Origin of the sequence: Streptosporangium sp. CA-115845 (assembly GCF_050943795.1) — a bacterium.
Lineage (GTDB): Bacteria > Actinomycetota > Actinomycetes > Streptosporangiales > Streptosporangiaceae > Streptosporangium.
The window spans coordinates 6,838,974-6,860,528 of sequence record NZ_CP191988.1 but is presented as its reverse complement, the minus strand read 5'-3'; the positions used below and the strand labels follow the sequence as shown (position 1 = coordinate 6,860,528).

Below are 21,555 nucleotides of genomic sequence, written 5' to 3'. Positions count from 1 at the left end.
TGACAGGGGCCTCCAGTTCTAGATGAACGACAGGTGAACCGTCAATGATTTGTCCTGACATTCTGACTAGCTATCATCATCACTATGATGAAGCCGGAAGGGATGACGCGCTCAGCGCTCCACGAGGGTGACCTCAAGGGAGTAGTGGGAGGCGCGGTAGACGTGTGAGCCGTGCTCCACGGCCCTGCCCTGGTCGTCGTAGGTCGTGCGGACCATGGTGAGCAGTGGGCAGGCGCGACGCTCGTTCAGCAGCCGCGCCTCGGCCGGGGTGGCGGCACGAGCGCTGATCCGCTGGTTCGCGACCCGCATCCGGACGCCGGCCGAGCGCAGCAGCTCGTAGAGTCCGCGAGCCTCGAGCATCTCGGCCGACAGGGGCGTCAATCCCAGGGGCAGCCAGTTGTGCAGCAGGGCGAGCGGCTCCCCCAGTGCGTATCTGAGCCGCTCCAGCTGGAGCACCGCGGTGCCCGGCGCGACCCCGAGGGCTTCGGCGACACTCTCCTCGGCGGCGACCGTGTCGATGGACAGCACCTGGGTCATCGGCTTCTGTCCTGCCCTGCGCAGGTCGTCGTAGAGACTGGTGAGCTCGACCGCCCGCTTGACCTGGCCGTGTACGACCTGGGTGCCGACGCCGCGTTTGCGGACCAGTAGCCCCTTGTCGACGAGGTACTGGATGGCCTGGCGGATGGTCGGGCGCGAAAGCCCCAGTTGGTCGGCGAGCTGAATCTCATTGTCGAGCCGGGAACCCGGGAGCAGCTCGCCTGTCTGGATCGCCTCCGCGATCCGCTCGGCTACCTGGAAGTACAGGGGAACCGGGCTCGACCGGTCGAGGTCGATGTCCAATCTCGTCGCAGTCACGGTCAGATGGTATCTGACGTCAGAATGTCCTGACCAACGGCCGATTCAGGCCCGCTCGCCGGGCCGCCCATCCGGTAACGAGAGTGTGTCGGATACTTCATCAAGGTAAGAATGTCTTGACAAGCTATTCACGTGATGTTCATTGTTGAGCCCATTGCGGCGCCGAGTCGGGGTGCTTGGCGGCGCCTACCACCCCGATGGGCAAAAGGAGTGACGCTACCGTGAGGCGTACCAAAAAGATCATCCCTATGGCGCTGCTGGCGCTTGCCGCCGCAGCCTGCGCGCCTTCCACGGCCACCGGCGCCCCTTCGCCGGCGACGACCGCCCAGCAGCCGCTGCCCGGCCCCTCACTCGACGCGAACTTCGACCTGGACGCGCTGGTCGCCGCGGCCAAGAAGGAAGGCAGCGTGCTGGTCTACGACTCCAGCGGTGACATCGAAGAGGTGGCCAAGGCGTTCACCGCGAAGTACGGCATCAAGATGGAAGGGGTGAAGTCGGACACCCCGCAGACCGCCGAGAAGATGCTCAGGGAGCATGCCGCCGACAACATCACGATCGACGCGGCGATGTACGAGGACGGCGGCGTGCTGGTGGGCCAGCTGATCCCGCAGGGCGTGGCGCGGACATGGGTGCCCGGCGACCTCACGGACCAGATCCCGGCCGAGAACCAGAACCCGCTGCTCGCGCTGTCGAAGGCCACGGTCTTCGCCTACAACACCAAGCTGTCGCCGGAAGGGTGCCCGGTGAAGAACGTCTGGGACCTGACCGAGCCGGAGTGGGCCGGCAAGCTGGTGATGCAGGACCCGCTGGGCAAGCCGACCGTGCTGTCGTTCTTCACCCAGATGGACGCGCACGGCAACCAGGCGCTGGAGCAGGCATACCAGACCAAGTACGGCAAGGCCCTGGAGACCGGGGAGAAGAGCGCCGCCTATGAGTGGATCAAGCGGATGGCGGGCAACAAGCCGGTGCTGACCGGCTCCGACGAGGACATCTCCGGTGCGGTGGGCGCGCCGAGCTCCACCGACAAGAAGATCGGATTCATGTCGATCTCGAAGTTCCGTAACAACGAGGACAAGGGGTACACCCAGGCGACGTGCGAGGGGATGGCACCGTTCGTCGGCTTCAGCTACCCCAAGTACGTGGCGATCGCCGCCAAGAGCAAGCACCCCAACGCCGCCAAGCTGTACGTCCACTTCATCATGACCGAGGAGGGCGTCAAGCACGAGATCGGCGAGGGCGGCATCTCCGGCAACAGCACGGTCAAGCCCCTGGTCACCCCGCCCGGGCTGTCCGACTGGAAGGGGCAGCTCTTCCACACCGATCCCAAGGGACTCCTCGGAGACCTGCAGGGGCGCCAGACCGTCTCCGACTTCTGGCGGGTCAACCACGGCTGACCCGGTGAAGGCGCCCGTGTCACCGTCAAGCACCTAAGTTCCCGCGGCGACCCCCTTCGGGTCCGGCCGTGTACGGCCGGCTGCGGCCAAGGTATCCAGGCGTTGTGGTGGGCGGCGCTTGGCCTGGATACCTCCCCTGCCCTGCTCGCCGGCTTCGAGCACGCGCTCGCCGCTCAGCAGGCCGACGTTCGGGAGAAGACCGCCGTTTCAGCGCGAGGTGAGCACCTCGGCCTGGAACCGCTGGACCAACGCCCGTGCCTCCTCCTCCCGCCCGGGAGGCACCGCGACGTCAGTGAGCGGCCGCAGCTCGCCCTTCGCCATCACGGTGAATCGCAGGAACGCCGGGGTGCCCCTGGTGGCATCGACGAAATCCACCTCGCGCAGCCCGAAACCGGGCGCGTACAGCGCCGCGTACCCGCCCGGCCGGCGGTAGACACCGAGCGGGCCGATGTACACCTCGCCCTCCGGGCGGACGCGTGCCATCAGGGTGCCGCGCCCCAGCTCGGTGGTTCCCGCGGCCGCGACGAACAGAAGCGCCACGACCGCGATCGTCACACCGATGGCCGCGACTCCGTGCACATCCGCGGCGGCCCCGGCGGCCATGAGCACCAGGCCGGCGGCCACCGCGAACAACGGGGCGGTGTAGGAGATCCGTTGGTCCCGTTCGCGGCGGCCCTCGATGTCGTTCGCGGCCTTCCAGCCGGCCTCGTCGTACCGCCAGTGCGCCCAGCTCTGGCCGGCCAGCATCCGGTTCATGTCCCGCAGATGCGTTTGCGGTCGTAGCGCCACCGCGGACAGGTACGAAGCCACCGGCAATGCCGCGATCGGCATACCGAGGGAGACGAGCCAGGCAGCGCCGGAGCCCTGGTCCCAGTCACGGAACCCAACCCGAAAGCCCACGACCATCAGCATCGTGACGCCGAGGAGCACCACCACTGTTGACCGAAGGTGCAGGATCGAGAACAGCCGGATCACGGTGAAGACCGTCACCCGCCTGTTTCCGGATGTCGTCAAGATCTCGCTCCTCATCGTCACTGGTATGACCGGACCCGGTGCCTGTCGCGCCGCACCAGGCGCGGAACCCGAGGATGAGGTTAGGAGCCGGCGATGAAGAACGGCTTGTCGATCACTGGGATGACCTTGAACGACGCCCCGCGCCTGACATCGGCCGTCGAAGCCGTCGGCGAACGTGGTGCGGTCGATCCGGACATGACCCGGGAGGATCGGGACGTTGACCGTGTCGTCCGGCCGGTCGGCGAATCTCAGGCCTGTTCCCACATCGGCCGTCCAAGGCCAGACACCCGGCTGGGAAATCCCAGCCGGGCGTCTGAGCACACCGTTCACGGCTTGATCAACCGATTACGGCCACCCGGCGGATTCTCGAATCCGCCGGGTGGCCGAGGGCTTTGCCCGCTGCTCAGTCGCGCGGGTCCCAGCCGTCGGTGTCCACGTCCAGGTCGAGTTCGTCGGCGATGTCACTCCAGTCGGCGAACTTGAAGTTCGTGTTCTCACGGTCGGGCGCGGTCGGCGTGTTGGCGCCGTCGTGTGAGATGAACAGACCTTCCTCGAAGTCGCCCAGCGGGACGTTCAGCACGGTCGAGCCGTCGCTGTGCTCGACGCCGTCGACGCCGTTGTGCGATCCGATCCTGAACTGACCCAGGTAGGCGTTGGAGCCTTCCCTGCGGTAGACGGCGAAGGTGTTGTCGCCCTGGCTGGAGGCCAGCAGGTAACCCTTGCCGTCCTCTCGGTAGTAGATCGTGAGACCTTCGGCGTCCGCGGTCAGACGCTGACCGCCGTAGCCCGGGTCCGTACCGGGGGTGCACTCCTCTGTCGCCGGGTCGTAGGTGGCGGGCACGCCGTACTCGCGGACCTTGTCCATCAGCACGGGTGTCCCGGTGAGGTCCGCGCGCATCCGCCAGATGCCGACGTCCTCCTGGGCCGCGTAGAGGACGTCCTTCTCCTGGTCCACGACCATGCCCTCGACCTGCGGCTCCCGGCCCGGCTCGTCACAGGGCGTCCAGCTCTGGCCGTTCGGCAGGGTGAACGACGGGGGCAGGTTCAGGGTCTTGACGAGCTGGTAACCGACCTTGTCGTTCGGCTTGGGCAGAAGCTTGACCAGGCCGATCGAGGTCCGGTGACGGCGGCTGACCAGCGCGTAGGTGCCGGTGGAGTCCTTCCAGGTGGCCAGGCCGTACGCGGTCTCGGCGTCGTTGACCTGCTGCTGGGTGGTGTTGAACACGAACGGTGCGGCCGGGTCGGTCACGTCGGTGAGCTGGCCGTTCGCGATGGCGTAGATCCGCAGCTGGTCCCGGCCACGGTCGGAGACGACCGCGAGGTCCCGCCCGCCGAAACCGTAGGTGACGTCGACGTTGTTGAACCGTCCGACCTCGTCGTCAGGCCCCGGGGCCGCGGGCGCGGCGAGGTGCTGAATCTGCTGCCCGGCGAGGTTGTAGACGAAGAGCCCACCCTCCTTGGCGGTGCCGATCACCACGCTCTTGCCGGACTTGGACGGATGGACCCAGATCGCCGGGTCGTCGCCGTTGGAGTTGCCGCCGGCTTCGTCGTCGTACAGGGCGGGGGTCTCTACCTGAGGATCCACCACCAAAACACTATGACTGGTCGCGGGGAGCGATGCCCCTCCTACCAGTGAGAACGTCAGGGCTGCCAGGAAAAGCCTGGACAGAGGACGCATTGCGCCTCCTCGTTTGGGGGATGAGGTTCAACAAGAACGTAACGACGAATTCACCATAAATCAATAGGACGTACGTATGTCATGACATAGGCCCTGTAAGGGGTGCTCGCGCTGTCGTATATCCGGTTCGAGGGGGGATGAAATCACCCGCTCGTCGCCCAGACGGTCGGTCTCGTGCCCGACGGGTGGGTTGAGGCGGAGCTCGTCGGCGACGTGGCGGGGCACACTGACGGGCGGATCCGCCGGCGTCCGGAGTTCCCGCGTGCCCCAAGTGTCAGTGAACGGTTCTAACCTTCTGGCATGAACAGCGACTTCGACTTCCTGCACGGCACCTGGGACATCGACAACCGTAGGCTCGTCAAACCCCTGAGCGGGAGGGACGAGTGGGAGGAGTTTCCCAGCGTCGCCGTCTGCCGCGGCTTCTTTGACGGCGCGGGCGTCTTCGACGAGATCACCTTCCCCACGAAGGGCTTCAAGGGGGTGTCGATACGGACCTTCGACGTCGAACGCGAACTGTGGGCGATCTACTGGATCAACAGTGAGACCGGAATCCTCCACAGTCCCGTCTTCGGCACGTTCGCCGACGGGAAGGGGGTGTTCCACGGCGATGAGACCCACGAGGGCACCCCCGTCCGGATGCGGTACACGTGGTCGGAGATCACACCGACATCGGCCCTGTGGGAGCAGGCGTTCTCCGCCGACGGGGAGAAGACCTGGGAGACCAACTGGACGATGAGGCACACCCGCCGCGCGTGACATGGCACGGGTGAAGGGGTGGGTGGAGGACGGTGTCGGCAGCCCTCCACCCTCGGCCCCGGGAGCGTGGACCGCTGTCCGGCGTTCGGGGGACGGAGCCGGACAGCCACGACCCTATGCGTCAGCCGATCCGGCGTCTGCGTAGAAATACACCCCTGCCGCGGGCGGATCGTGGTGACCGGGAATCCCTACGCCCACTCGGCCAGGATCGCGGCCTCCTTCTCCGGATCGATGCCGTGCCCGCGGAACGCGCGCTCGCCAGGCGGGACCTCACGCAGCCACGCCCAGGTGTCGCGGACGGTCTCGGCGACCGGGCGGCAGGTCAGCCCGGCCGCGATGGCCTTCGCCGACGAGGACAGCCAGACCCCGGCGAACTCGGGGCCGTCGGGAGCCCAGATCGGGAACTCGGTCCACGGCGACACCTTCCGATCGAGCAGGAAGCGGTCGTCGACCCAGACGAACTCGGCGTCCGAACCGGTCGCCGCGCGGCACTCGGCCAGCCAGTCACCGTAGGTGGTGTTGCCGCGCACCCCGCCGGTGAGGAATCGGTCGGCGGTCCCGGCCTCGGCATGGGTGAGGACGAACGCGGCGATGTCACGGACGTCGATGACCTGCATCGCCCGGTCCGGGTCACCCGGGGCCAGCACCCGCCCGCCCCGGGAGATCCGGTCCAGCCACCAGGGCAGGCGGCCCACGTTCTCGTACGGGCCCAGGATGAGACCCGGCTGGATGATCAGTACGTTGCCGTCGAAGCCCTCCTCCACCGCACGCTCGCAGCCCGCCTTGAGCATGCCGTAGTGACCGTCCTCGGGACCCGCGTCCGGCGCGCACTCGAAGAGCGGTGAGCTCTCGTCGCACTCCCGCTCGGGGAAGTCGGAGAGAGCCGAGATGCTGGAGATGTACGTGTAGCTGCCCGCCCGGCCGGCGAGCCTCCGCACCGACTCGCCGACGACCCTCGGGACCTGCCCGTGGACATCGATGACGGCGTCCCACTCCCGGCCCGCCACCAGGCGATCCAGGTCCTCCGGCACCTCACGGTCGCCCCTGACCGCCTCCACGCCCACCAGGTCGACTCCGTTGCGACCCCGGTTGAACGTCGTGACCTCGTGCCCGCGCCGCAGCGCCTCCTGGGTGATCGCCCGGCCGAGGAAGACCGAACCACCCATGATCAGAATTCTCATAGCGCCTCATTCTTGGCGCCCGGCGGATATCGGACCACAGGCTTTCGCCCGTAGCGCAAGCCATCCGCTCACAGCGGATGGCTCGCGATCGGTGGATGCTCCAGCAGGTGCACCCGGGCGGTGCCGATGTCGAAGTACATGCCGACCAGCTCCAGGTGCCCGGCGCGGAACAGCCGGTCCACCTGCGGGTAGGTCCGGAGGTTCTCCAGCTGCTGGATCACGTTGACCCGGCAGAGGCGGTCCAGCGGGCCCTCGTCGTCGCCGGTGCTCTCGCTCTCGATGAACCGTGCCAGGGTGTGGTTGCCGTGGCGTAGCCAGCGGCCCAGCGCCGGCAGGTCCGCCGCCTTCTCCCCCCCGCTGAGCAGGGCGGTCATCGCCCCGCATCCCGAGTGTCCGCAGACCGTGATGGTGCGGACGTTGAGCGCGTCCGTCGCGTACTCGATCGTCGCGGCCACCGAGTCGTCCGCCGGCACCGAGCCCAGCCGGGGCACCAGGTTGCCGACGTTGCGGAGGGTGAACAGGTCTCCCGGGCCGCTGGCGGTGATCAGGTTCGGCACGATGCGGGAGTCCGCGCAGGTGATGAAGAGGTGCGAGGGCTCCTGCCCGCGGGCCATCCCGTGCAGGAGGGGACGGACCAGCGGTGCCGTGCGCAGGTGGAACTCCCGCGCCCCGGCCAGCAGGTCGGGCACGGCGGGACTGCCGCCGCGGGGCACGTGCCGGGTGGCGACCAGCGGATGGCGGGTCGAGCGCCGCCCGCTCCGCCGGTGGGACCAGGGCAGCCACCACCGGTCAGGTGCCAGGGGCGGGGTCTTGGCGGGGAACATCCGGGCGCCGCTGGCCGCCATGGCGTACCACTCGTCGTGGATCTCGTCGATGTCCACGCTCCCACCGCCGCGCTCGTGCTCGTGCCGCCAGTCGTGGATGGCCTCAAAGGCCGCGTTGTCCATGAAGTCGATGTTCAGGTCGAGGTCGACCGAGGCCCCGGCCGGGATGGCCCGCAGCTCCGAGGTGAGCGTGGGCACCCCCAGGAAGGTCAGCGAGCCGCCGATCACCACGTGCCAGCGGCCGTCCGGCTCGGCGGTGGCCCGCACGGTCACCCGGGTGAGGCGGCGCAGCGCGAACAGCGCGGCGAGGCCGAGGCCGACCAGCACTCCCTCGGCGAGGCCGAGCAGCACCACCCCGGCCATCGTGACGACGTACACCGGCACCTCGCTGTGGCCGCGCAGGTTACGCAGATGCCCCATGTTGACCATCTGCACGCCGATGAAGACCAGCAGCGCGGCCAGCGCCTCCATCGGGATCAGGGCGATCATCCACCCCAGGCCGACCGCGAACAGCAGGATCCACACGCCGTGCAGGATCGCCGACCAGCGGCTGCGCGCCCCCGCCCTGACGTTGGTGGTGCTGCGGACGATGACCCCGGCCACGGGCAGGCCGCCCAGCGCGCCGGTCATCACGTTGGCCACGCCCTGGCCGATGAGCTCCCTGTCGAGGTCGGAACGCCTGCCCTCGTGCAGCTTGTCGACGGCCACCGAGCAGAGCAGCGACTCCACCCCGGCCAGCAGCGCCAAGATCAGCACCGCGGCGATGATCCCGTGCCAGTCACCCGTGGGCCAGACCGGGGTGGCCCAGGAGTCCAGGCTGGCGGACAGGTCGATCCGGGTGACCTCCCAGCCGAGCACCCAGGCGGTCACCGAGGCGGCGAGCAGGGCCGCCAGCGGCGCTGGGAAGGCCCGCACCCGGGCCGGCAGACGGGTCCAGGCGATCAGGACCGTGATGGTCAGCAGGCCGACGAAGACCGCGTGCGTGTGGTTGTGGATGATCTGCTGGGGCAGCTCGATCAGGTTCTCGATCGCGGAGCGCTGCGGGTTCCCGCCGAGCACCACGTGCAGCTGGGCGAGGGCGATCACCACGCCCACTCCGGCGAGCATGCCGTGCACCACGGCGGGCGAGACCGCCAGTGCCGAGCGGGCGACCCGGCAGACGCCCAGCAGCAGCTGCAGGACGCCCGCGAGTAAGGTGATCATGCAGGTGGCCCGCCAGCCGTATCGCACCACCAGGTCGGCGACCACCAGGGACAGCCCCGCGGCGGGTCCGCTCACCTGGACGACGGAGCCGCCCAGCAGACCCGCCACCACGCCGCCCACCACGCCGGCGATGAGCCCCGCCGCCAGTGGTGCTCCCGAGGCGACCGCGATGCCCAGTGAGAGAGGCAGGGCCACCAGGAAGACCACCAGGGATGCGGGTAGGTCGTACCGCAGCACGGAGGCGATGCGACCTACCGTAAACAAACCGTCGCTCTTCGTGTCCGTCTCCATGTGCAGACCCTACGGGGCCGCGCCGCATCAGCCGGGCGTTTACCGTGGACTTTTACGGAGGACGGGGAGAATCAGCGGTAATAGTCGGGGTAGTCGGGCTCCTGGGCCGACCGATGGTGGTTGCCCCGCGAGCCGCCCCGGCCTCGTCCCTCGGCGGGCGCGGTCTCGGGGGCGGTGCCGTAGAGCTCGCCGTAGCTTGGCCAGCTCGCGCCGTCGCTCCCGTCGGGGGTGCCGGGCTCCGGCCACGCGACCGGGCTGGCCGGGGTGGCGGGCTGGGGCTCGTAGCCGTACCCGCCGGTCGTCCCGCCCCGCGGGTCGGCCGGGCGGTCCTGGGCGGGGGGGAAGGCCCGGGAGGGGCCGGTCGAGGCGGAGACCGCCGGGCTCGGACCGGTGATCGCGTCGTCGTCGATGGTGGCCCAGCCCGAGCTGACCTCGTACGAGCCCGCGGGCGGAGCGCCGTAGACCGGCGTCTGATACGAGGAGTAGGACGGGGCCGGGTCGTCGAGGATGTCGGCGGTGTTCGCCGCCGGCCAGCCACCCGACGTCGGGCTCGTGGCCTGTGCCCAGGGGTTGTCCGCCAGGTTGCTCTTGGGCGGCTGCGCCGGGGTGCGGTAGGAAGCCGCGAGCGGGTCGGGCGCGGGCGTGGCGGGGAAGCCGCCGCTGGTCGTGGGACCCATCGGGGGCATCGAGGCGGGCGGTCCACCGTTGCCCGGACGGGCACCGGACGAGCCGCTGCCGCTGGGCCGGGAGCTCGCGCCGCGGCGAGGGTACGAGCCGCCGAGCGGGTCGTTCAGCGGGTCGGGCCGGGAGGGGGCGCCGTTGCCCTGGACGGGCTGGGGCGACGGCTGCGAGGGTGTCCGGTTCCCGCCGCGGCGAGAACTCGCCCGCGAGGGACGGGCGTCGCCGAAGGCGCCGGGAGTGGGTGCCGCGAACGTCACGGTCCGCTGCTCGGCGAGTGACGCCGCGCTGGGAGCGGGGTTCGGCTGGACCGGGGCGATGAGGTCGTCGAGGCCGGAGGGCAGCGAGGCGGAGGCGACGGCCGGCTCGGGAGCCTGCCTGGCCGGTCGGGGAGCGGGGGGTTGCGGGGCGCCGCGGGACGGCTGGGGTCTGGCCGGGAGCGGTGCCTGCACTGTCGTCGCGTCGGCGTCGACCTGCTGGTTCTCCTTGTCGACGGGACGGCTCGCGCCCATCTGAGCTGCCAAGGGCCCTCCGAAACCGCCCTCGTCAGCCTGGAGCCGTGTCCAGTAGTCGTCGTCGTAGTCGTCCACCTGGCCGAACTCGTTCAGCCCCCGTTTGCCACGGGAGCTCGGCGGCCGCGGCTGGCGTGGCGGCTTCGGCTCGTCGAACGGTGTCAGGTCGGGGGTGAAGTGGTTCATCTTCGGTTCTCTGGTGGCGAAGTCGTCGCTGGACATGGTCGGAGTCAGCGCCTCCTTCTCCGCCATCTCCCGCAGACGTTCCGCGGGGAGCGCGCTCTCCCTGCGGTTCATCGACCGCATTCCCAGTGCCACGACGACGAGCACGAGGAGCACGACGGCGACCAGGCTTACTACGACCGCGATCATTGCACCACCCTCAAGGCCATGGCCTTACAGCGGCGCCGGTGAGGTCGCGCGGCCATCGACGCGACCTTCCCCCATGCATCACCTGCGCTTGGACATTGGATCTGATTGTGTCGGACCACTATGAGCGTTGTCACACCCTAAGTGAAGAATTGGTAACCATTACTACCTCCGGTGTTTGGCCAGTCACTCGATGTGCGCCGCGGTGAGCCGTCCCCAGGCGATCGTCTTGTCCGCGATGCTCCTCAAGGTCTGGTCAAGGGTGGCTCCCTTGCGAAGATCGACCTTGCCGTCGAGCGCGTAGACAGTGAAACGATAGTTCTCCTGGACGCCGCACGGGGGGCTATAGCCCACCTTGCCGTTCGTCGTGCTTCCCTCCACGGCTCCCACCGGGACGCCGCCCTCAGGCAGTTCGTTGGTGCGGGGGTCGATGTCGAAAACGACCCAGTGCACCTCGCCGCCTGTCCGGGAGTTGCTGTCCGCCACGATCGCGACGGACTTCGTACCCTCGGGCACGCGAGACCAGCGCAACGGGGGATTACCGGCCGAACCCTTGCATGAGTAGTCGGACGGCAGGGGGCCGCCGTCTCTGACCCGGGGGCTGGAGACGCTGATCGGCTCCAGCTGAGATCTCTCCGTCGAGGCCATGCCGCTGGCCATCCCACAACCCGAGGACGCGACGACGAGCGCCGCGGCGATCACCAATCCCGAGATGAGCCGCGGGCGGCGCGTAGACATGTTTGGCTGCCCCATGCCCGATGATGCTACGCGGGTCTGGAAGATGCGCAGACCGGATCGCGAGGTTCCGCGGGGGGGAAAAGGTCGAAAAACGGGCAAAATCGAGGGACGGAAGGGGCGAGAGTTAACATCAAACTGGTTTCGCCGTCCCCTGGCCGTCGCTCGCCGGTCATGTCTCGTCGTTTCCGGCGGCCGTGACGCCTGGAACATCCGCGACGGCTGGAGCGTCCGTGGCGGCTGTGCCCCCGAGACGCCCCTCCAACGGGCCGCCCTGCCCCTGCCGGATCCAGCCGGACCGGTTTCCTAGGCCTGGCGGAAACTTCGTGCAGCGGCCTGTTCGGAGCCTCTCGGGGAGAGCCGCCCCGGAGTGCGCCCAACGCGGTGAGACATCGCCCGGCCACGCCGGGCGGAGGGGACCAGGGGCGCTCGGGGCACTTCAGGGACAGGGCGCCTAGACGCGGCTGCGGAACGCGCGGATCGCCAGAGGGGCGAAGACCACGGCGAAGCCGGCGGCCCAGAGCAGCGAGAAGAGAGCGGCCCTGGTGACGTCGCCGCCGATGAGCAGACCGCGGATGGCGTCCGCCAGGTGCGTGACGGGGTTGAGGTCGGACCAGGTCCTCAGCCAGGACGGGAAGGTGGCGGAGGGCACCAGGGCGCTGCTGGTGAAGGTCAGCGGCATCATCGTGGAGAAGGCGATCATCTGCACCTTCTCGGGGCTGGAGGCCTTCAAACCGATCAGCACCGACATCCAGGACATGGCCAGGGCGACCACGACCAGCAGCGCCAGGGCACCCAGCAGTCCGAAGAAACTGGTGGTGACCCGGAAGCCCAGCACCATGCCGAAGCCGATCAGCAGGGCGAAGGCCCACACCTGCTTGGCGGTGTCGGCGATGATGCGCCCGGACAGGGGCGCGGTGCGGGCGATGGGCAGGCTCCGCAGCCGGTCGAAAACGCCCTTGGTGATGTCGGTGTTGAGGCCGATAGCGGTGGAGAGCGTGTAGAACAGGGCGTTCTGTACAAGCAGGCCGGGCAGGGCGAACTGCAGGTAGTCGCCGGTGGATCCGGAGATGGCGCCGCCGAAGACGTAGGTGAACAGCAGCAGGAACATGATGGGCTGGATGCTCAGATCCAGCAGTTCCCACGGGTTGTGTTTGATCTGAACCAGGCTGCGCCAGGCCAGTGTCATGGTCTGCTGCAGAGTTGCCAGGGGGGTGACGCGCTTGGCGGCCATCTGCGGGATGGTCGTCGTCAGTGTGGTCATGCGAACGTCTCTTCCTTGTCGGGGGTCTCCTCGTCCTCGGGCAGGTGGCCGGTGATGGCCAGGAACACCTCGTCCAGGCTGGACTTGCGCAGCGCGAGCTCCGAGGCGATGACACCCTGCTCGTCCAGACGGCGCACGATCGCGGGGACGGCGGCGGGGTCGTGGACGGAGGCGGTGGCCCTGCCCCCGCTGAGGTCGGGAATCTCGCCCAGCACGTCGGCCAGCACCTTGCCGACCAGATCGAGGTGCTCGGCCTGCGAGGGACGCACCTCCAGGACCTGGGCGCCGGTGGTCGCCTTGAGCTGGTCGGAGGTGCCGGAGGCGATGACCCTGCCGTGGTCGAAGACGACGATGTCGTCGGCGAGCTGGTCCGCCTCCTCCAGATACTGGGTGGTGAGCAGCACGGTGACACCGTCGGCCATCAGGCCGCGCACCACGCTCCACAGGTCTGTGCGGCTGCGCGGGTCGAGCCCGGTGGTGGGCTCGTCGAGGAAGAGCACCTGGGGGCGGCCGACCAGGCTGGCGGCCAGGTCCAGGCGGCGGCGCATGCCGCCGGAGTAGGTCTTGGCGGCCCGCCCGCCGGCGTCGGACAGGTCGAAGCGCTCCAGCAGCTCGCCCGCGCGCGCCCGGGAGTCGGCACGCGTCATGCCCAGCAGGCGGCCGATCATCACCAGGTTCTCGACGCCGGTGAGCATCTCGTCGACGGCGGCGTACTGGCCGGTCAGGCCGATCAGCGAACGCACCTGGTGGGCCTGGCGCGTCACGTCGTAGCCGCCGACGACGGCGGTGCCGGCGTCGGGGCGGAGCAACGTCGCCAGAATGCGCACCGCGGTGGTCTTGCCCGCCCCGTTGGGGCCCAGCACACCGAGCAGCCTCCCCTGAGGGACGAGGAGATCCACCCCGTCCAGTGCCCGGGTCTCCCCGTAGCGTTTCACCAGACCCTCGGCCTGGATCGCATAGCTCATCGGTCGTACCTCTCCGTGGTCTCCGGATCTCCAGCATGTACTGCGCCACCGACACTTTTTCGATCCACGGCCCGGCTGGAGGGGAAACGGACGGTGACAGATCGTGGAAGGGGAGCCGCCTCGTCGGCGCGCCTGTCCTCGGACCTGCCGCGATGTCCGCCGGGCTCCGGCGGAGCTTTTTGCGTCACGCCGCCGGAGCACCCCGTGGGACGTGACCGTTTAGGCTGACAGCGTGAGTGACCGAGCCGATGAGCCCAGCCCCACCTCGCAGGAGGCCACGGCGGCCGGTCGGCCGGGCGAGCGTCGCAGAGCCGTCTCCCTGCGGGCCCCGGCCAATCCGGTTTCGCGCAAGGCAGTCACGTTGTGGCTGATGGAGGGGGTTCTCTGGTCCATTGTGCTGGTGGGTGGCTCTTTCTTCCTGGTGAGGTGGATCGACGAGGGCCGCTGGTCGTGGTTGCCCGGATGGGCGCTGGACAACGTCTGGCGGCTGCCGTGGCTGATGGTGCTGCTACTGGTGCCCGGCACGCTCATCGAGCCGTTCTGGCGGTACGCCGTGCACAGGTGGGAGCTCAGCGAGGACGTGGTCTACGCCCGTTCCGGATGGCTCAGCAGGGAATGGGTGTTCGTGCCGGTCAGCAGGATCCAGACCGTCGACAAGGCGCAGGGCTGGTTCGAGCGCATGCTGGGCCTGGCGACCGTCGAGATCCGCACCGCCTCCCACGCGGGCTCGTCCACGATCAAGGGCCTTGACTACGAGGTCGCCGCCGAACTGGCCGAGGGGCTCGCCCGCCGCGCGGAAGAGCTCAGGGACGACGCGACGTGACCGGATCCCCCCGCGACCGTTCAGCGGCGGAGCCGCCGGAGGGCACCGAATCCTCGGTGTCCGGTTCCGGGCCCGTCCCGAATCCTGATCCCGGCCCTGCTCGTTCGGTCGATGGAGCGGGGGAGGGCACCGAGTCCTCGCTGTCCGGATCCGTCCCGCATCCTGATCCCGCTCGCCCGGCCGACCGGACGGGGCCGTCGCTGCGGCTCAGCCCGAAGGTGTTACTGACCGATCCGATCCGGATGCTGCCCTCGCTCTTCCTGCCGCTGGCCGGTGTGCTGTTCCTCGGTGGGTTCTCTCCGGGATCGTTCGTGTGGGCGGCGCTGGGCGTCGTCGGCTCCGTCGCGTTCTCGGCCGTGCGCTGGGTCACCTTCACCTACCGGGTCGCCGGTGACCGGCTGGAACTCACCCGGTCGCTGATCAGCAGGTCGGTGCGGACGATCCCGCTGGAGCGGATCCGCGGCGTCGACGTCAGTGCCCCGCCGCTGCACCGCCTGCTCGGCATCGCCGTCCTGCGGATCGACACCGGCGCCGGCGGCGACGACAAGCAGGAGGGCGAGCTCGACGGGGTCACCGTGGAGGAGGGGGAGCGGCTCAAGGCGGTGCTGCTCTGGCACGCACGTGCCCGCATGGCGAGACGCGCCCAGGCGCGCGAGACGGCCTCGGCGTCCGGCTCCGTTGGGCTCACGGCCACGAACGTGGCGGAGCCGGCGCCCCCCGCCGTCGTCCGTCACGAGGTGGGTGACGCGACCCCCGAGCGGGTGTTCTTCGTGCTGCCGCGAAAGTGGCTCGTCTACGGCCCGCTCTCCGGTTCCTATCTACTGACCCCGTTCGCGCTGGTCGCCGGTGCCGTGGGCCTGGCGTTCCAGTGGGGCGGCGAGTTCAAAATCGACAGGCGGGTCGTGATGGGCGCGGGGGAGTGGCTCTGGGAGCATCCGCCCCTGCTCGTCGCGGCCCTGGTGCTGCTGCTCCTGGCCATGCCGGTGGTCGGTGTGATCATGTATGCGGTGTTCAACTGGGACTTCACACTCCGCGCCGGCGAGGGATACCTGATCGCCGGGCGCGGCCTGGTCACGCGCAGGAGCGTGTCCCTGGAGCGGCGCAGGGTGCGCGGGTTCGAGTTCGTGGAAGGGCCGGCCGAGCGCTGGGCGGGGCTCGGCCGCGCGTGGGCGATCGTGACCGGTCTCGGCGACTCGGAGACCCGGGGCCAGTTGCTTCCCGTCGCCCCGAGGGAGACCGTGCTCGGCGTGGTGGGTGAGGCGATCGGCCCGATCACCACCGGGCTGCGGCCCCATCCGCCGGCGGCGCGCAGGCGCCGGCTGTTTCGGGCGATCTTCCCGTGGCTGGTCGTCGCCGGCTGCGCGACGGCGGCGGCCCTGCTCTGGTCCGGGCTCTGGTGGGCGCTCGCGGTGCCCGCCCTGATCCTCGCGCTGCTGGGCATCCCGCTCGGCCTGGACCGCTACCGGTCCCTCGGCCACACCTACGACGGGAGCCGCCTTTCGGTCCGCTCGGGGTCGCTACGCCGCTCTCAGGCGGTGGTGGAGAAGCGGGCGGTCGTCGGCTGGACTCTGAGCCAGACCTGGTTCCAGCGCCGCGCCGGTCTGCTGACCGTGACCGCGGGCGTGGGGGCGGGTACCGGTGGCTATGCCGCCCTCGACATCGGTGAGGCCGAGGGGCCGGCCTTCGCCGCCGAGGTCACCCCGGCCTGGCTGGCCCCGTTCCTCGTTTCCGAGGACCTGGGCCGCGGAGATCCGCTTCCCACGGAGTCCTCGCCCCTCGGGTCGGCGGCACCTGGCGAACCGCCCACGCGGGACAGGCCGTCCTCGTCCGGGGAGCCGGGGAACGGCTGACATACGGTGAGGCGGGGGGCCGGTGTTCCGGTCACCCCCGCCTGACGCGGTGCGGTCAGTCCTGGCGGCGGGCGCCGAACATGATCTCGTCCCAGGTGGGCACGGACGCCCGCCGCCCCCGGGACTTCTTGGCAGGTCGGGCCGGAGCCGGTGCCGGCTTCGGCGGCTCCGCGGGCTTCTCCGCCGCGGGCTTGTCGACCTTGGTCTCCTGCATTGCCCCCGTGTCCCCCTGTGTCTCTTGCCTGTCCGGCTCGGCCTTGGCCCGCTCGTCCACGCTGACGCGCGCCGCCGGTACAGCTATCGAACCCTCCTGGGCCGGTTCGGTCTCCGATGGGGGGGTCTCCTTCGCCACGGTGGCGTTCTCCGCCTTCGGGGAGACCCGCTGCTCGGCGGGCTCGGGCGGGACGGTGACAGGCTCCGGCGGGAGCGCGGGCGGGAGAGGGGCGGAAACCTCGGCGACCTGGGGAGCCTCCGTGACCTCCGGAGCCTTCGCGGCCTCCGCGACCACGGGCTCGGCCGTGGCCTCAGGTGCGGCGGCCGCCGGCTCGGGGGGAGCGGCCGGTACGTGCGCCAGAGCCCGCTCGGGCAGGTCGGATCCGGTGACCGATTCCCGCGCCGTGGCGGGCACCGGGTCCGGCGCGCCGGCCGGGAGCGGCCCGACCGGAGCCGGCTCGGACGCCGTCACAGTCGTCGTCACAGTCGTCGTCACAGGGGGCTGGACAGCGGCAACGGGCTCCTGCGCGGCGGGTGCCGCAGGCTCCGGCTCCGGGGCGGGCGGCGGCTCGTAGGCGGCGGGTTCCTGCGCGGCGGGCTCGTACACCGCCGGTGAGACCGGCTCGTACGCGGTGACCGGGTCCGGCGGCACCGGCCTCGGCAACACCGGCTCCGGAGGCCTGACCCGCGAGGCGGGATCGGAGCCCTCGGCCGCGGGAACGGCGGGCTCCGATGCTCGCTCGGACTGGTATCCGGCCGGGTCGGGAGCGCGCAGCGGCGGCACGGACACCCGCGGGGCCTCGTATCCGGGGGGGAGCGGAGGCATGGGCGGCTGCTGGTAGGCGGCCGGAGGTTCGGTCTGGGCGTAGGCGGGCCGGGGCTGTGCCACGGACTCGTGCCGCAGGACCGAGGGGAAGGCGACCGGCTGCTGGCTCGGCGGTTCGGGAGCCAGCGGCGGCACCGGAGCGAGCTTGGCCACCCGCGGCACGAACGGCGTGACCGTGGTGTCCTCGACCGGCTTGACGTCCTCTCCACTGGACAGGCGCAGGGCCTCGTCGTCGTGGGGCGTGATGTGGCGCCGGCGCGGGTCGAAGAGCCACTCGGCGTTGCGCGTGTGACCGTTCCACACGAACCCGAGCTTGATGCGCCACATGTTGTCGTCCCGCTTGGCGGAGTCCCACTCGATCTCGTCGGCGGGGACGCCGCGGCGGGTCAGCCGCTCGGCGACCAGATCGCCGAGGGTGGGACCGGGAGCGGAGTCGCCGGGCAGGCGTACGGCGCAGCGCTGCGCCTGCTGTGCCATGTACTCACGTTCCTGGAGCACGGGGCCCTCGAACCACCGCACGCGCTCGACCGGGATGCCCGCCGTATTGGCGATCTCCTCCGCGGTCTCGCCGGCACGGATCCGGGCCTGGATCTCCTTGGGGCGCAACGGACTCTCCACTTCGATCTCGTACTGGCCGAGACGGGAGAAGTTGCCGCGGACGGCAGCACGGAGCCGGTCGTCGACGGGCAGCGTGAACCGGGTACCCCGGCCGGCTGTCGCCAGCACGAGATAGGTCCCGTCCTCACTCACCGCGACGAGTCGGAGCTCCTGCATGCGAGTCCCTTCGTCGTCGTGCTCAATCTTCCCCCGGACCCTTGAGTCTCTCGCGTGTGCCGGTTGCCTGCCAGCACCGTACCCGGCATGTCCGAACATCGCCTTCCTGGATGGGGCTCGCAGCGATGTGACGCCGGTCACATTTGCTCCATTCATCTAATTACAGGGCACCGGTCTGGAGCAGCAACTTCGGGGTCCTCAAGGGATTCTCATGGATAACCCCGTGAACCGCTGCGGACTTCCACCAAGAACCGGGAGATGGCGGTGAGGCCGGTCCGCCGGTCCGGGGAGGGTATGTCGCGATCGCGGCGTTGTGCGGGGGCCGGTCGTCGCGGTCCGTGACGACGGATCGCGGCGGCGGCTGGCATGGACGGCGGGAGAAGGTCATCTCCAGCGGACTCCCTCGGGGTCGAGCGGCGCGGGCGTCTGCGAATCTGCCCGTCGCACGTGCCGGGGGAACGACGGGACACGCGGACGCGTCACTCTTCGAGCGAGCCTTTGCGTCACCCTTTACCGAAAGCTTGTGACAAGCGGCCGAATCGGGGGAACGGGACCGCCTCGGCGGCCCCTCAGCCCAGGACGGTGTCGAGATACTCGTTGGCGAACGCGCGTTCGGGGTCGAGGGCGTCCCGCACCATCAGGAAGTCGGCGAACCGGGGATAGACCGTCGTCAGGTAGGCCGCGTCGCGGGTGTGCAGCTTGCCCCAGTGCGGACGGCCGCCGAGCCTCGTCATGATCTCCTCAACGCCCTCGAAGTAGGCGGGGTTCGGGGTCGGCCGGTAGACGTGGCAGGCGATGTAGGCCGAGTCCCTGCCGTAGGCGGTGGACAGCCAGGCGTCCGAGGCGGGGGTGACTCGCACCTCGACCGGGAAGCTGATCTTCCAGTCCCTGACCTCCAGCAGGTCGCGGACCTCGCGCAGGGCCTGACCGAGGTGCTCGCGCGCGATGGCGTACTCCATCTCCAGGAAGCGCACCTGGCGCACGCTCGTGAAGATCCGATGCGAGGCGTCGGTGTGGGTCGAGGCCGACAGCGTCGCGGCCGAGAGCGCGTTGAGCCGGGGGATGGCGCCCGGGTAGCGGCCACCGATGCCGCACACCGCGCCGAACAGGGTGTTCTCCATGAAGTGGTTGTCGAGCCAGTACCTCAGCGCGCCCGGCGGCCGGGCCGGGCCGGAGCTGCGGTTGTTGCGCTTGGTCAGGCAGGTGTCCGTGTGCGGCATCCAGAAGAAGTCGAGGTGCTCGTTGCCGGTGACGAGGGAGTCGAGGGAGTCCAGGATCGAGGACAGCGCCATCGGCTCCCGGACGCTGCGCAGCAGGAAGGAGGGCTCCACCCGGAAGGTCACCGCGGTCACCACGCCGAGTGCGCCCAGGCCCACCCTGGCCGCGTCGAACAGGTCCTGCTCGGCCACCCCGCGGATCTTCCCCTCGCCGTCGCCGCGGACTGTGGCGATCTCGCCGTCGGCGAGCACCATCTCCAGTGCCAGCACCTGGTCGGCCAGTCCGCCGATGTCCCTGCCGGTGCCGTGGGTGCCGGTCTGGATGGCCCCGGCCAGGGTCTGGGCGTCGATGTCGCCCATGTTGGCCAGGGCCAGACCCCTTTGGTGCAGCTCCCGGTTGAGCGCGCCGATCGTCGTCCCCGCCTCGGCCGTCACCCAGCCGTCTCCCACCTCGCGGATCCCGGTCAGCGCGTCCGGCCGCAGCAGGATGCCGTCGGTCAGGGCGACCGAGGTGAACGAGTGCCCGGTGCCGGTCATCCGCACCCGGCGCCCCGAGGCGACGGCGTCGCGCACCGCCCGCGAGACCTCCTCGGCACAGGACGGCCTACGGACCTCCGTGGGGGTGGCGGATTGGTTCCCTGCCCAGTTGCGGAAGGTCTCGCCCATGTTCACTCCTGCCCTGCGGGCGTCACCCGGCCCTGTCGTGGGCGTCGACGCCCCCGAGACGCGGGTTACCGCCGGTTCGTCACTCGCTCCTCCAGCGAACATGAACAATACTCATGATTAATGCTGGGCGACAGGGGTTCGCAGCCAGGCGGAGCCGCCGACGCCGATCGCCACGGCCAGCAGGGCGCAGGCGAAGGAGAATCCGTAGGCGTTGGAAGCGCCGAACGTGTCGGTGAGCCTGCCGCCCGCCCACGCGCCGATCGCCACGCCGAACCCGACCGAGGTCGAGATCCAGGCCATGCCCTCGGTGAGCAGATGGACGGGGACCAGTTGCTCGGTCAGGCTGTAGCCGGTGATGACGGTCGGGGAGATGGCCAGCCCGGCCAGGAAGAGCGCGCCCGCCATGATCCTGATGTCGCCGACGAGCATGATCGGGGTCAGGCCCACGGCGAACACCGCCAGCGAGCCGATGAACCTGGCGCGCAGCGAGACGGTCCACTGCCGCGCGCCGTACCAGAGCCCGGAGACCAGGCTCCCGCCGGCGAACGAGGCGAGCAGCAGTCCGGCGGCGGGTTTGGCGCCCTGTTCCTCGGCGAACGCCACCGTGACCAGGTCGACCGAGCCGAACACCGCCCCCATCGCCAGGAAGGTGCATGACATCAGGGCGACGCCGGGGATGGTGATCGGGGTGCCCGAGCGCTCTTCCCTGGGGCGGACGGGGGGCTCCGTGCCACGCTGCAGCCCGAAGGCGATGGTGCCCACGATCGTGCAGGTCAGAGCCACGATCAGGCCCGCGTACGGGTTGATCATGGTGGCCAGGGCGGTGACCAGCGCCGGGCCCGCGACGAAGATGACCTCGTCGGCGACCGACTCGAAGGAGAACGCCGTGTGCAGCCTCGCCGTCCCGCCCAGCAGGTGCGACCAGCGGGCGCGCACGAGCGAGCCGAGCGAGAGCGCGGTCGCGCCGACCGCGACCCCGGTGGCGAAGAGCGTCCACCGGGGGGCGCCGAACTTGGCGCAGAGCATCAGGCCGGTCAGCGTGGCGCCGTGCGCCAGCGTGAGCGGGATGACTATCCTGGCCTGGCCGAACCTGTCCACCAGGCGTCCCGACAGGGGGGCCGCGACGGCGAAGGAGACGCTGACGGTGGCCGCGACCGCTCCCGCCGTCGCGTAGGAGTCGGTGAGCGCCTCGATGAGCAGCACGATGCCGATGCCGAGCATCGACATGGGCATCCGCCCGAAGAATCCCGCGATGACGAAACCCTTGACGCCGGGAGCGCTGAAGAGCCCTCGGTACGGCCCGACCACTGACACTCCCTGATGCTCTATGCGGGTGGAACATGCCGACGATTCCGCACGGGATCGCTTCTCGGCAAGTGACTTTCCGGGCAACGGCTCCCGGCGGGGTCCGTTGAGGCTAACGTGAGCGCGGTGTCACGTCTTCCCGGGTTGAGGGCATTCGTCCCA

General features: G+C 69.9%; 16 protein-coding genes. 4 read left to right on the top strand and 12 right to left on the bottom strand.

All coding sequences use genetic code 11. The features are described 5' to 3' along the window. Positions 1-111: 111 nt before the first annotated feature. Positions 112-855: a GntR family transcriptional regulator gene (locus ACQP0P_RS32830; RefSeq protein WP_399528969.1), complete on the bottom strand. Its 744-nt coding sequence runs from the start codon at positions 853-855 to the stop codon at positions 112-114. Between the two features lie 221 nt (positions 856-1,076). Between ACQP0P_RS32830 and ACQP0P_RS32825 the strand changes: the two genes are divergently transcribed. Continuing rightward, on the top strand, positions 1,077-2,249 hold the full coding sequence (locus tag ACQP0P_RS32825; protein ID WP_433362263.1) for an ABC transporter substrate-binding protein: 1,173 nt from the start codon (positions 1,077-1,079) through the stop codon (positions 2,247-2,249). A 207-nt stretch (positions 2,250-2,456) separates the two neighbouring features. Here ACQP0P_RS32825 and ACQP0P_RS32820 read toward each other — a convergent pair whose 3' ends face one another. Both ACQP0P_RS32820 and ACQP0P_RS32815 read right to left on the bottom strand, forming a co-directional pair. Then, the gene (locus ACQP0P_RS32820; protein WP_433362260.1) at positions 2,457-3,263 is read right to left on the bottom strand and encodes a hypothetical protein; all 807 of its coding nucleotides are present in this window, start codon (positions 3,261-3,263) and stop codon (positions 2,457-2,459) included. Positions 3,264-3,666: 403 nt separating this feature from the next. After that, on the bottom strand, positions 3,667-4,848 hold the full coding sequence (locus ACQP0P_RS32815) for a phytase (protein WP_433362257.1): 1,182 nt from the start codon (positions 4,846-4,848) through the stop codon (positions 3,667-3,669). Positions 4,849-5,241: 393 nt separating this feature from the next. Between ACQP0P_RS32815 and ACQP0P_RS32810 the strand changes: the two genes are divergently transcribed. Continuing rightward, a complete protein-coding gene (locus ACQP0P_RS32810; protein ID WP_433362254.1) occupies positions 5,242-5,697 on the top strand; it encodes a hypothetical protein in 456 nt (151 codons plus the stop codon). 188 nt (positions 5,698-5,885) lie between these two features. Here ACQP0P_RS32810 and ACQP0P_RS32805 read toward each other — a convergent pair whose 3' ends face one another. From ACQP0P_RS32805 to ACQP0P_RS32780, 6 genes are all read right to left on the bottom strand, one after another. Then, positions 5,886-6,878, bottom strand: coding sequence for an NAD-dependent epimerase/dehydratase family protein (locus tag ACQP0P_RS32805; RefSeq protein ID WP_433362251.1), 993 nt, complete (start codon positions 6,876-6,878; stop codon positions 5,886-5,888). A 68-nt stretch (positions 6,879-6,946) separates the two neighbouring features. After that, positions 6,947-9,196: a SulP family inorganic anion transporter gene (locus tag ACQP0P_RS32800; protein WP_433362248.1), complete on the bottom strand. Its 2,250-nt coding sequence runs from the start codon at positions 9,194-9,196 to the stop codon at positions 6,947-6,949. A gap of 71 nt (positions 9,197-9,267) precedes the next feature. Further along, complete coding sequence (locus ACQP0P_RS32795; protein ID WP_433362245.1) at positions 9,268-10,758, bottom strand: hypothetical protein; 1,491 nt, start codon at positions 10,756-10,758, stop codon at positions 9,268-9,270. A 183-nt stretch (positions 10,759-10,941) separates the two neighbouring features. Beyond that, complete coding sequence (locus ACQP0P_RS32790; RefSeq protein WP_433362242.1) at positions 10,942-11,493, bottom strand: YbhB/YbcL family Raf kinase inhibitor-like protein; 552 nt, start codon at positions 11,491-11,493, stop codon at positions 10,942-10,944. Positions 11,494-11,944: 451 nt separating this feature from the next. After that, positions 11,945-12,754, bottom strand: coding sequence for an ABC transporter permease (locus tag ACQP0P_RS32785; RefSeq protein ID WP_433362239.1), 810 nt, complete (start codon positions 12,752-12,754; stop codon positions 11,945-11,947). Continuing rightward, on the bottom strand, positions 12,751-13,719 hold the full coding sequence (locus ACQP0P_RS32780) for an ATP-binding cassette domain-containing protein (RefSeq protein WP_433362236.1): 969 nt from the start codon (positions 13,717-13,719) through the stop codon (positions 12,751-12,753). Before ACQP0P_RS32780 ends, ACQP0P_RS32785 begins: the two co-directional genes overlap by 4 nt. Before the next feature lie 232 nt (positions 13,720-13,951). On the opposite strand from ACQP0P_RS32780, the gene ACQP0P_RS32775 reads away from it, so the two are divergent. Both ACQP0P_RS32775 and ACQP0P_RS32770 read left to right on the top strand, forming a co-directional pair. After that, positions 13,952-14,542 carry a PH domain-containing protein gene (locus tag ACQP0P_RS32775; protein WP_433362233.1) on the top strand — a complete coding sequence of 197 codons (591 nt, stop codon included), beginning with the start codon at positions 13,952-13,954 and terminating at the stop codon, positions 14,540-14,542. Continuing rightward, positions 14,539-16,392 carry a PH domain-containing protein gene (locus tag ACQP0P_RS32770; RefSeq protein ID WP_433362230.1) on the top strand — a complete coding sequence of 618 codons (1,854 nt, stop codon included), beginning with the start codon at positions 14,539-14,541 and terminating at the stop codon, positions 16,390-16,392. The genes ACQP0P_RS32775 and ACQP0P_RS32770 overlap by 4 nt, the downstream gene beginning before the upstream one ends. A 55-nt stretch (positions 16,393-16,447) precedes the next feature. Here ACQP0P_RS32770 and sepH read toward each other — a convergent pair whose 3' ends face one another. The 3 genes from sepH to ACQP0P_RS32755 form a co-directional block, all read right to left on the bottom strand. Then, entirely contained in the window at positions 16,448-18,205 is a 1,758-nt protein-coding gene (gene sepH, locus ACQP0P_RS32765) for a septation protein SepH (protein ID WP_433362227.1), read from the bottom strand. A gap of 569 nt (positions 18,206-18,774) precedes the next feature. Beyond that, positions 18,775-20,088 carry a D-arabinono-1,4-lactone oxidase gene (locus ACQP0P_RS32760; RefSeq protein WP_433362224.1) on the bottom strand — a complete coding sequence of 438 codons (1,314 nt, stop codon included), beginning with the start codon at positions 20,086-20,088 and terminating at the stop codon, positions 18,775-18,777. A gap of 117 nt (positions 20,089-20,205) precedes the next feature. Then, positions 20,206-21,396: an MFS transporter gene (locus tag ACQP0P_RS32755; protein ID WP_433362221.1), complete on the bottom strand. Its 1,191-nt coding sequence runs from the start codon at positions 21,394-21,396 to the stop codon at positions 20,206-20,208. Positions 21,397-21,555: the final 159 nt, after the last annotated feature.